This window comes from Paenibacillus sp. PastM-3, assembly GCF_029893965.1.
In the GTDB taxonomy this organism is placed as follows: Bacteria; Bacillota; Bacilli; order Paenibacillales; family Paenibacillaceae; genus Paenibacillus_AQ.
Genome location: NZ_JARXXP010000002.1, coordinates 130,481 through 140,922, shown reverse-complemented (window position 1 = coordinate 140,922; position 10,442 = coordinate 130,481). Strand labels below are relative to the sequence as shown.

6 protein-coding genes are annotated in these 10,442 nt (G+C 47.0%); all 6 read left to right on the top strand.

Translation table 11 applies throughout. The features are described 5' to 3' along the window. Positions 1-39 precede the first annotated feature (39 nt). Positions 40-381: a hypothetical protein gene (locus M2108_RS04480; protein WP_068728009.1), complete on the top strand. Its 342-nt coding sequence runs from the start codon at positions 40-42 to the stop codon at positions 379-381. 509 nt (positions 382-890) lie between these two features. Further along, positions 891-3,749 carry an Ig-like domain-containing protein gene (locus tag M2108_RS04475; protein WP_277468206.1) on the top strand — a complete coding sequence of 953 codons (2,859 nt, stop codon included), beginning with the start codon at positions 891-893 and terminating at the stop codon, positions 3,747-3,749. Positions 3,750-3,823: 74 nt separating this feature from the next. Continuing rightward, complete coding sequence (locus M2108_RS04470) at positions 3,824-4,369, top strand: hypothetical protein (RefSeq protein WP_277468207.1); 546 nt, start codon at positions 3,824-3,826, stop codon at positions 4,367-4,369. Between the two features lie 162 nt (positions 4,370-4,531). Then, a complete protein-coding gene (locus tag M2108_RS04465; RefSeq protein WP_277468208.1) occupies positions 4,532-4,801 on the top strand; it encodes an alpha/beta-type small acid-soluble spore protein in 270 nt (89 codons plus the stop codon). 211 nt (positions 4,802-5,012) lie between these two features. After that, complete coding sequence (gene metK, locus M2108_RS04460) at positions 5,013-6,215, top strand: methionine adenosyltransferase (protein WP_277468209.1); 1,203 nt, start codon at positions 5,013-5,015, stop codon at positions 6,213-6,215. A 210-nt stretch (positions 6,216-6,425) separates the two neighbouring features. Continuing rightward, a complete protein-coding gene (locus M2108_RS04455; RefSeq protein WP_277468210.1) occupies positions 6,426-10,442 on the top strand; it encodes an Ig-like domain-containing protein in 4,017 nt (1,338 codons plus the stop codon).

Here is a 10,442-nt window from a genome sequence, read left to right as displayed (position 1 = left end):
ACTTAGAAAATAATTTTTTCTGAAAGGTGAAAGCCATCGATGAAACCGATTTTATCTAAAGCGCAACTGGATTACACGAAAGCAAAGAACCTGTTTGAGAATAGAGCTAAAGTTTTGGAAAAGGAAATTGCCGCAAAGCGCGCATTGCAGGAGATTACACAGGAAGTAATGGAGGAGCTTGTGCAGGCTACCGGATTCCATGATGCATACAATGATCTTGTTATCGCGGAGAATGCTTTGATCGAATGGTCCCATACAACAATCAAACATGAAAAGGCCTACCGCGAAAACCGCTCAGCCATCGATGCGATGTACGAGAATGTTAATTCCAGCCCGGAGAAACGCCAGGAACTGATTCAGCTATCCATGAAGATCCGTTAGGATATGTTTATAGAAGGAAAGCGCCGCTGCGGCGCTTTTTTTGTTGGCCGGTCCGCCAAAATTCAGGTTTGAAATAGGATAATTATGTTTATTTACTTAACAAATATTGCTTAATGACGCTTGAAAGGCGCTGTGCTATACTAATTCCCGTAGCTGCCCAAGATTAACAATAGTTAGTAGAAGATACAAAAGTATCTTCTAACGGGTCGGGGAGCACCTCACATAATTTTTTTAAAAAAACTTTTGAACCAAGCGCAACTTTTTAAAAACTTCTGCGTTTAAGATGTAGAGTCAATTACACCAGGCATTTACCCAGTACCCTAAAGGGTAAGAAAAGCCGTTTGGAAAAATTAACTTTACGTGACTTGAGGCACATTGTATAATACTTAGGTAGAATTAGGAATCTAGTATTAGTCTGCCTTAAACCTGTTTACAAGTTTCTGTGATACCCGTCACAGACATTATTTATACTTAATATGCTCAACTCGGGAAAGGGGGTGCATCGGCTAATGAGTGACATGAGCTACCCAACTAAAGAAAATTCTCAGTTCATGAATGTCCAAGGAGGAGAAAAAAAGGTTATGAAGAAAATTTTATCCGTAGCATTATCTACAGCAATGGCATTCTCGATGTTTGCCTCTGTAGCATTTGGTGAAACTGCAACAACTCCACAAGCTAAATTCGACGCTCTGGCAGCTAAAGGTATCCTGAACGGCTACCCAGACGGTCAAGCTCATCTTGAAAAAGATCTGACTCGCGCTGAGTTCGCTAAGATCGTTACTAAATTGTTCGATCTTACTGAAGTAACTGGTAAGCTGTCTTACAATGACAAAGGCTACACAGCTACTAACTGGGCAGTTCCTTACATCGAAGCTGTTACTGCAGCTAACCTGATGCAAGGTAAAGATACTGTTAAAGGTATCTTCGACTACAACGGTAAAGTAACAGTAGAAGAAGTTGCGGCTGTATTGTTCCGCGCTCTGAAACTGGAAACTCCAGCTACAACTGATAACTCCGCATCCGCATGGGCTAAAGGCTATGCTCAAGCAGTTATCAACGCTGGTCTGGTTGCTCAAGGTACCAACTTCAAAGCTAACGCTACTCGCTCTTTGGTAGTAGAAGCAGCTTATGCAGTTGACAACCTGACTGCAGTTCCTACTGTAACTGCTGCAGAAGCTCTGAGCCCAACTAGCGTGCTGGTTACTTTCTCTGACAAAACAACTACAACTGTAACCCTGACTACTGCTCTGGTTGAAGGTGTTGAAACTACAATCAACTTCAAGAACAACGGTCATGACTACACTGCTAAGGTAACTCTGGCAGCTCCTAAGGTTGTATCCGTTACTGCACCAAACAGCAAACAGCTGGTTGTGAAATTCAACCGTCCGGTTGATTCCGCTACTATTTCTGAAACTGTAGCTAATGTAACTACAGTTAAGGACGGCGTTGTTGCTGTTACTTACCTGAACGGTGCTAACACTGTTAATGTAAACGGAGCAAACATTGTTCTGGGCGCTGATAACACTGAAGCGGTTATTACTTTTGCAGGTAGTGAGTTCCTGAAAGGCAGCTATGCTGTTGCTTTGACTGATGCTATCAAAACAACTGCTGGCGAGAAGGTTACTGCTTATACCCAAGTTCTCTCGGTAAGCGACACTACAGCTCCTTCCGTAGTTTCTGTATCTGCAGTAGCAAGAACTACTACAAACAGAGTCGTTCTTAAATTGAGCGAGCCAGTTGTTCCGAACAGCACAAGAGTATATGTTAACGGAACTGCATATGTTCCTACTACTGGAAACTCACTGGATGAGCTGGTTGTAACTTCCGGAACTCTGGAGGCTGGCAAAACTTATGACGTTTCCGTTCTGAACCTGGCTGACTATGCCGGTAACGTAATCAGCCCGAACCCTACTAAGACAACTGTAACAGTTGTATCTGATGTAGCTTCCCCAACCGTTTCCAGCCTGACTGTAACTGGCGAAAGAACACTTAAGCTTGTATTCAGCAAGGACATGGACCAAAACACAGTAAATGCAAACAACATCAGACTTGTAAATGCTGACGGAACATTTGCTCCGCTGAGCGTAACTAAGGTCGATGCAAAAACTTACACTCTGACTGTGCAAGCAGCTATCACTACTGCTACTACAACAGGAACTGTATCTGTTAACACTAGCGTTCGTGATTTCCTTGGTAATCCGTTTGCTGCAGCATTTACTCAAGCTGTATCCTTCGCTAAGGACACAGTAGCTCCAACTGTTACAAGCGTATCCTACGGTTCTAACGGACTGGTGATTAAGTTCTCCGAGAACGTTAACGTTCCAAACGCTAAGCAGTTCACTATTATCAATGAATCCAATGGTACTGTAGCTCAGACTGTTACAGCTACTGCCGGAACTTATGGAACTAAGGATGACACTGTAACGTTCCCTAACATTACATTGGCTTCCGGAACTTACACACTGCGTCTGCCAGCTGGTTTTGTTACCGACTTGGCAAGTGCTCCGAACAGCCTTGCTGCTTCCACAACAAGCTTCACTTACACAGCAACTACTACTTCGGATAGCGAAAGACCAAAAGTAGGTTCTGTAACACCTGTTTCTGCACCAGCAGGTTCCACTGACCAAACATTCAGCGTAGTATTTACTGATAACAGTGGTCTTGACCTGGCTAGCTTGAGAGATGTAAATAACTACACACTTGGCGGAACTGCTCTGCCAGCGGGTACGTTCATTACTCTGTCCGGCTTTGTTGGCAGCAACTCTGCAGCTCCTCTTCAAGCAACTGTAAACATCAGCGTGCCTAATAGCGGTGTTGCAGATTCCGGCGCTAAAGAATTGCTGGTTTCCGGTGTGAAAGATACTGCAGGTAACGTAATTCAGCCAGCATTTAACTCCATCACTGGTTTCGTAGATAAAGTATCTCCAGTTCTTACTGCGGCTGCTGTGTCTTCTGACCTGTCCAGCAACCTGGTACTTACTTTCTCCGAGAAAGTACTGGTAAGCAGCGTTCAAGCAGGTGACTTCGTGTTCACTGTGAATGGCGTAGAAATTCCATCTGGTGTCGCTGTTAGCATCCAACCGATTGCTGCCGACAATGGATTCGCTACTAAGTTCACTGTAAGCATCCCAGTACTGAATGGAACTTATAACGGTGCTGCTGTACTGTACGTTGAAAAAGACGGAGTGAATGGTCCTTCCTCTTACAACGAAATCATTGCTTACACTACTGATACTGCTGCTATCCTGAACCTTGGGGCTACTTATGTAACTAACCTCTCGGTTAAGGTGGCTGACAACGCAACTATCACTGACAGCTCCACTGCAAACAACAATGTAACTACAGGTACTGTAATTACAGTTAAGTAATTCGCTTCCCCAACGAAGCACAGAATAGCCTCTTCGGAGGCTATTCTTTTTTTATATACAAAAGGAGGACGCTAATGAAAACGGTATGGAAAATATTCTTAGCAACCGGGGTGCTGGCAGGCAGCCTATGGGCTGGTTCTTTGCTGAATGTTACTGCCGACGGTGCAAGTGTGGGTTCCCAGCCAGGTACGGCTGATGATCCGGTGGTCACGAAAAGCTATGTTGACCAGCAGATTCAAAAAGCTCTTCAAGGCGGTGGTACAGCAGCAACTCAAGCACCCGTGGCTACTGCGGCACCTGCAGCTACGGCCGCACCGGTTGCAACAACCGCCCCAGTTCAGAGTGGAGAGGCTGTAGAAATCGTTGACGTTAAACCGGGCCAGACTTTAATTGCCGGAGCTGGCGCTGAATTTATTGTGCGCGCCGGTAAAGCAGTGATCTTTTCACAAGATAGCAATGGTGTAGCTGATCTGACTGCTGGCGTTGATCTTCTTAATGGAGTAGCCGCACCCTCTAATCATTTATTATCTTTCCCCCGCGATGGACGGGGAATATCGGTTCAAGCCGGACAAACCTTAGGACTTGTTGTAATGGTACGCGGATCGTACACGCTGAAATAACTTTTGGTGCTCTTTCTATATAATAGAATTGCCCTGCAATCCGGATTTCATACGTCCGGAACTCTTTCCCTCGCCTGACAAACATTAACCCGACTTAAAGCCATGGTTCAGGTACACAATACTTCCTGTAATTCTAAACAATCATTCAGGAGGTGCTGTATCATGGCACGTACTAATCGGACAGTAGTACCGGAAAGCCGGGCAATGCTTAAACAAATGCAATATGAAATTGCAGCAGAATTCGGGTTATATGGTCATTCCTATGGCGGAGGAGCCGATACGGAATTTGCTTCTGAGCTGGGAGCGCTTGGGGGTTCGGGCGGGTATGGGCGGAATCCATATCTGGGTCATCTGACTTCCAGAGATAACGGATCTGTAGGCGGAGAAATAACAAAGAGGCTTGTGAAGCAGGCTGAGCAGTCTCTTTTCTGAATCATAGCGAAACTTGCCTTTAATTGACACCATCCGGCAAATAAGATAATATGACTTTTGAGGAAAGCCTTACACCTTTTCCATATGGAAAAGGTTCATTTTTTGAACGGGCAGTAATTCATTATGATATTATTTATATTTATTTGACCTGTTATTTGTTAAGGAGCCCCCTTATACAGTGTCAGACTAATAATATGGGAGGTTGATGTACATGTCTATTAAAGGGCGTCATTTGTTTACTTCCGAGTCTGTAACGGAAGGGCATCCGGACAAAATCTGCGATCAGATTTCTGACGCGGTTCTGGATGCTTTTTTGGCTAATGATCCGAATGCCCGTGTAGCCTGCGAAGTGGCTGTGGCCACCGGCCTTGTACTGGTCATCGGCGAGATCAGCACCAAATCGGAATATGTCGATATTCCATCGATTGTACGCAATACCATTAAAGAGATTGGGTATACACGTGCTAAGTTCGGATTTGACTACAATACCTGCGCTGTATTGAGCTCGCTCAATGAGCAGTCTGCCGATATCGCTCAAGGCGTAAATGCTGCACTGGAACATCGTGATCCTGCACAGGTCGCTGAGGAAACTGCAAATATTGGTGCCGGCGACCAGGGGCTGATGTTTGGTTTTGCAACGAACGAAACACCTGAGCTTATGCCGCTGCCGATCGCTCTATCACACCGGATTGCCCGTCGTTTGTCCGAAGTCCGCAAAAACGGCACTTTGGAATATTTGCGTCCGGACGGCAAAACACAGGTTACCATTGAATATCAGGATGATAAGCCTGTACGTGTAGATGCCATCGTAGTATCGACTCAGCATGCTGAGGAAATTACGCTGGAGCAGATTCAAGCGGATATTAAAGAGCATGTTATCTTGCCGGTAGTTCCTGCGGAACTGCTGGATGAGAATACAAAGTACTTCATTAATCCTACAGGACGTTTCGTTATAGGCGGTCCTCAGGGCGATGCCGGTCTAACCGGACGTAAGATTATTGTAGATACATATGGCGGTTATGCCCGTCATGGCGGAGGCGCATTCTCCGGTAAAGATCCGACCAAGGTGGACCGCTCGGCCGCTTATGCTGCCCGTTATGTAGCCAAGAACCTGGTGGCTGCCGGACTTGCAGATAAGTGCGAAATTCAACTGGCTTATGCAATCGGTGTAGCTAATCCTGTCTCGATTAATGTGGATACATACGGAACAGGCAAAATCAGCGAAGAGAAGCTGGCTGAGCTGATCAGCAGCAGCTTCGATCTTCGTCCTGCCGGCATTATCTCCATGCTGGATCTGCGCAAGCCGATCTACAGACAGACTGCAGCTTACGGACATTTCGGACGTACTGATGTGGATCTGCCATGGGAACGTGTAGATAAAGCAGATATGCTGAGAGCCAAAGCTGAAATCTAAACTTTTTAAATAATACAGACAAGCCCGCAAACAGTGCTTCTATCATTAGAAGGCTACTGACTGCGGGCTTTTTTGCGTGTATTGAAGAACAGAATGATCATATAGCAGCCGGAAAAATGTTGACTTTCTAAACTTTGGAAGCCTGGAAGCCGACATATAAGAATATGTATACAGACGAGAAAGTATGGCTTGAGAGGAGTCTTTTAGCGCATGAAAAGGAAAATTTCAATCTGGACAGCACTTATTCTGGCTGGAAATCTGCTGTTCAGTACCGGTTATCCGTCTATCGGAATCGGCAGCCAGACGGCACACGCTGCTAATGAATTTAATGTAGGGATTTCACCAGCTGAGGGAGAAAAGAACGTAAATATCAGCTCCAATATCAAGCTTAGCTTTGACAGGCTGGTAAGTCCGCAAAGTGGCAACATCACGGTAACAGCCCAAGGGGCAAATGAGCCATATGTAACCATCCCGGTGGGCAGTTCAGGTCTGATCAGCAGTTCTACTGAGTACCAGGTCAAATTAGGCAAGGAGCTTGAATACAACAAGACCTATACCGTTAATGTGCCTAAAGGCATGTTCAAGGACAATCTGGGGCTTGAATCGTTAGCAGCTACAGCTACATTTACTACTGCGCCGTCCATTAATACGGCTATTACTGCAACGGAATATTCCCCGGCTAATTATTCTCGGGTTGACAGCAGTCTTACCCAGCTTAGTCTGAAGCTAAATAAGAAGCTGCAGAAGGGCGGCGGATCGATCAAGCTGATCGCATCGGCAGATAATTCTGTGGTGCAAGAGTTTAAAATCAAAGATGGTGAATCGTATGCCTACCTGCAAAATGATACCTCGAACTCCACTACAACAGTAATATTGACTCTAGCAAATAAGCTCACAGCCGGCAGCAGCTACTATGTGCTGATCGACCCGTACGCTCTACAGGATGATGATAATAAGTCCTATGCGGGCATCACTACGGGGAATGTCTGGAGCTTTTCGGTAAAAGGTTCAGTAGTACCGGGGATAACGGTTTCTCCGGCAAACGGGGCAGGTGCTGTATCGGTATCAACGGGTATTCAGCTTACGTTCGACCAGCCGATGATGCCGGCTACAGGGAACATAACGGTATCGCCCAGTAACACGGCATATGCCAGAGCTTTTGACGTGAAATCTGCTTCGGTGACCGGAGGTGGGACGCGGTTTATTAGTATAACTGCGGCTTCTGCGGCGAATCCGCTTTTAAGCAACACCCAGTACACTGTGACAATTCCGCAGGGAGCTTTTTACGATCAGGACGGAAATGTATTCCCGGCTTCTGGACCTTATACTTGGAGCTTTACTACTACTTCACTTACAGGTTTCGGAATAACCTCGCTTAGTCCGGCTGACCGCAGTGAAGCAGTACAGATCAGCCAGCCGATTAAAATCGCCTTCAATCAGGCAACCACTTTGACTTCCGCTAATGGGGTAGCCTTGTATAAGAGTAATGGAACTAAACTTTCCACAACAATAAGTCCAAGTGCCGACTTAAAGGAATTTACTATCGTACCTTCAGCAGGTCTGGATAATGATACTATCTATTATGTAGATATTGCGCAAGGAACATTTGTCGGTAGCAGCAACAATCCGTTCGAGGGCATTAATGGCCGAAACGCCTGGAGCTTTAAAACAGTAGCTCTGGATAAGACAGCCCCGGTGCTATCATCCGCATCTCTTGAAAACAACCGTACCATCCGTTTGAAGTATGATGAAGCACTCAATGCTGGTATTTCTTTGATGCTGGGCAGCTTTGCTGTAACTGTTAACGAGGAGAAGCGGAACATCGACAGTACCTATATTCAGGGCGACAGTGTCTACGTTACACTCAGTACCGGTGTAGCCGTAGGGCAAGTCATAAGAATATCTTACACCCAGGGAATAAGAATGATAGAGGATTTAAGCGGAAATGCAGCAGTCTCCTATGCCGGACGTACGGTGACTAATAACATACAGTCTGTGCTTCCGACACCGAGGGATGGAACCCTCTCCGGCAAAACACTGGTGCTAAACTTTAATGATCAGCTTAGAACAGCCTCGGCGGCCGGTTACAGCCAGTTCTATGTGTATGCAGATGGTGTTTCACTGGGCGTTAACTCAATGAGCTCCAGCGGTTCATCCGTTACACTCGGCTTAAACAATGTTGCATCCAGTGTGCAGAGCGTCCGGGTAACGTATTATGCCGGCTCTTATCCGCTGCAGGATCAATATGGACAGAATATAGCCAACTTCAGTGATTTTTATGTCCGGAATACCAGTGATACGGTGGCACCTGTCTTTCAGAGTGCTTCGGGCTCGGACAAGCAAATTATCCTGACTTATAATGAAGGGCTCTCTGCGAATAGTCTGCCGCTGGTCAGCCAGTACTCGGTACTGGTTGGGAGCACTCCTAACTATGTGACTAACGTAGCTGTAAGTGGCAATCAAGTAACGCTTACTTTAGCTAGTGCCCTTTCAACAGGCGGCTATACCACCGTTTCTTATATTCCGGGAATTGCCGGAATCAGTGATCTGAATGGCAACCGGGCCGCTTATATCAATCTTCAGCCGGTATCGGTTTCCGGAAGCAGCGTGACCACAGTGCCCAATATCAGCTCGGCAACAATAACAGGGGATGAACTGACCGTTAATTTCAGCAAAAGTATGCAGGCCAGTTCAACGCTGTATAGCGGCCAGTTCGCTGTCAGAGTCGACGGCAGTACGGTGGGGGTGCAGTCCGTTAATGTATCCGGAACCACGATGAGGCTGGTTTTATCTACTGTAGTTAGGGCAGGCCAGACTGTGGATCTGTCTTACATGACCGGTGCAGGCAGTATCCTTGATCTCAGCGGAACTGCGCTTGCGTCTTTTACAGCTCTCGCTGTACAGAATCTGACCGGAACGGGAGCGTCCACATCCAGCCGCCCGTCCTATCTGGGCATTCTGGCTGCAAGTGAATTCGGTAAGGAATATCCGCTGCTCAAAAGCGATTCTGCGACTACAGCGGACGACCGCTCCGTCTATAACCAGGCAGTCAAACGGTATGTGCTTGCGGCCGACCGCCTGACTGCAAGCTATGAATATCTCCAAAAGCTGGGTACAGCCTCCCTGGTATTCGAGGTGCCTCAGACAGAGCTTGCCGCTTATGTAACGGTGCCGTTAAAGCCGCTGCTGGATGCGGTCAACCGCAACAGCAAATCAGCCTTCGGCATCCGGTACGGGGATACCCTGTACAATCTGGCGCTGGATGATATGAACATGAACAGCCTGGCAGCAGGCCTGATTGCAGACAGCAGCACAATATCACTTGTTATCCGGCTGGAAAAGGTACCTTCCGGCACGTATACACCTTTTGAGCAAAAGCTTAGAAGCCAGGGGTTGCAAACGGTAACCAGTCTGACGGATATCCGCATGAGCGCTGTAGTAAGCGGCAATTATTCAAACGGTACGGTCCTAAGCTCCCCGGGAGAATATACAGTTCGCACTACCGCAACATTAAACAGTGATCAGACATCGGCAGCCAGACTCGACCTTGTCTATTATGATGCCACGTATCTGCCAACAAAGATTAGCTCAGCAGGAAGCTACACCGTTATCCGGGCGAATACAACAGGTAACCAGGTGGTAGGTACATTCCTGTCAACCCGCAGCTTTACGGATATGAGCAGACACTGGGCCCAATCGACTGTAGCACTTCTTGCTGCCAAAAATATTATCGACAGCAGTTACGGCACTACATTCAAGCCGGAGCAAAAAGTTACACGTGCTGAATTCGCGGTTATGCTTAGCCGGGGCCTGGGGCTGCTGGGCGACAGGGAAACGGCTCAGCGTTTCAGCGATGTACAGGCATCAACCCAAACCGGTGATTACATTGGCGCAGCAGCCAAGGCAGGAATTATTACCGGGAATACAGACGGCACCTTCCGGCCGAATGACAATATTACCCGGGAACAGCTGGCCATCATGATCATCCGTGCGATGGAGTACACGAAGCATCCGATTACCCTGAGCGGTACGGCTGCCTCTGCACTAAGCGCATTCAAGGACAGAAATAAGATACAGAACGCGGCTGCCGAATTTGTGGCAAAAGCGGTTCAGGAAGGAATTATCCTGGGGATGACCACGACAGAGTTTCAGCCTCAGGGCAATGCCACCAGGGCTCAGGCTGCAGTTATGCTGCAGCGGATGCTGGGTATGGCAGGTTTCCTTTAG